The organism is Corynebacterium sp. HMSC074E01, assembly GCF_001808885.1.
Lineage (GTDB): Bacteria > Actinomycetota > Actinomycetes > Mycobacteriales > Mycobacteriaceae > Corynebacterium.
This window is the reverse complement of the sequence record NZ_KV794845.1, coordinates 1-1,752: the sequence shown is the minus strand read 5'-3', so window position 1 is coordinate 1,752 and position 1,752 is coordinate 1. Positions and strand designations below refer to the sequence as shown.

General features: G+C 54.5%; 1 pseudogene. It reads left to right on the top strand.

The annotated features are described in order from the left end of the window. Window positions 1–141 precede the first annotated feature (141 nt). Window positions 142–1,752, top strand: a pseudogene (locus tag HMPREF2537_RS04875) (adhesin); the annotation flags it as partial.

The following is a 1,752-nucleotide window of genomic DNA, read 5'->3' as shown; positions in this document are numbered from 1 at the left end:
GGGGGGGGGGGGGGGGGGGGGGGGGGGGGTAACGTCTCAGCTTGAGTCCAGTCTGCCTTCAGGAACGCTTAAGAGGCTTCGAAATCTGACCTAGGGCAGCAGTTGACCCATTCCCTAATTGTTCTCATGAAAGGATTCTTCATGAATTTGAAGAGTTTCAACGGTTCCGCTCGTCGTCGCGGTACGACGATTGCAGCCGCCGCGCTCTCTGTCGCGATGGTTGCGCCCTTCGTTCACCCAATCGCATCCCCACAGGCCGCAGCAGTGGCTCAGGCTCAGGAGTCTACCGCGCCTGCTTCCAACAACAATGCGATTGAGGCAGATGCCATTGCGAACGGGTACATTGGTTCTGCCACCGACATGACAAATGCAAAGTCAACGTTGTCTGGTCGCGCCTACATTGATGATGGCTCCGGATTCAGCCCGACCGATGCTGGCAACCTCCCGGTTCCGGAAGGAACCACTGTTTACATGCAGTGGATTGATACGGATGGTGCGGTTTCCCCGGTATACTCTGCTAAGACCTCCGATCAGCTGAGCAGTGACAAGACCTCTCAGGCGGGACCGGGTGCGTATGCATTCGATCTGCGCGAGCCGTGGACGGACGCGCACGGTAAAGAGCACACCTATACTGCTAGTAATAACCAGCGTTACAGGCTTTGGATCAACCCCTTCACTGATGAGCGCAACGGTGCGACAGTTGTTCCTTTCCGGCAAGTTGGTGGATTCTTCCCTGGCGCATTCAGGAACTCTGCCGGAGCATCACAGCAGGGCGCATTTAACCTTATCGGTACAAATATGCAGCGTACGGCAGTGCTCATGCAGAATGAGGGGGATACCTCTTATATGCATAAGCCAAAGGCGGAGTGGGTAGAGGATACCGAGGAAACCCTGTCGAGCCAGGCAACCAACCTCAACATGAAGAACCATGTGGGTGGGCGTGTTTGGCTCGAGACCCGTGATATTCGCGTGGATGGGCCGGATATGACTGGTAGCGACGTTGCTGCTGCCGGTTACAACGTGGTGATGAGTGTTCTCACGCCAGAGGGCATCGGAGAATATGCGGCAAAGGTTGAGACTCTTCCGCTGGCGCAACAGCAGGCTGCCGCAAAGCAGCTGCTAGAGGAGCACCCAGAGTACATTGCAGAAACGGTAACCACCAAGGTTGGTGAGGATGGTTACTACTCTGTCAAGTTCTCGGATGGGAAGCTGACGAACGAGTCGAAGAAATACCTCTACGCCCATGTAGAGTCTCCAGATGGTAAGCCTATGATCGGCTACTCAGGTTGGCGTCTGCCTCTGTACCAGAGCCCAACGGCAAACGGCGGGCGTAACCCCAACCCAATTGCCGCACAAAACCTGGTTGCTAACCCAATGTGGTACAACGTGAATTTTGCACTGGTACCTAGGCATAACGTGTCACTGGATATCACCAACTATGACATGACTGAGAACCCTGCTCGCGCAGGCGACACGCCGGTTTTGGACGTCAAGGGGCCGTTCCCTGTAACTCCTAACAAGATCGTTTGGAAGAAGAACGGCAAAGAGTTCAAGACCTGTGAGGGCATCACTTCTGAGGCAGAGGCTAATAAGTGTGTATTTGTCGTTCCTGAGGACGCGGTTAAGGGCGATGTTTTCACTGCTGAGTTTGTCACCGGCGATGATACGGTGATTGCTGCTGACTCTTTCGTGGTAACGGATAAGCCTTATGCTGAAGAACTCGAGCCGAAGTATGAGGACACGAAGGTTGTT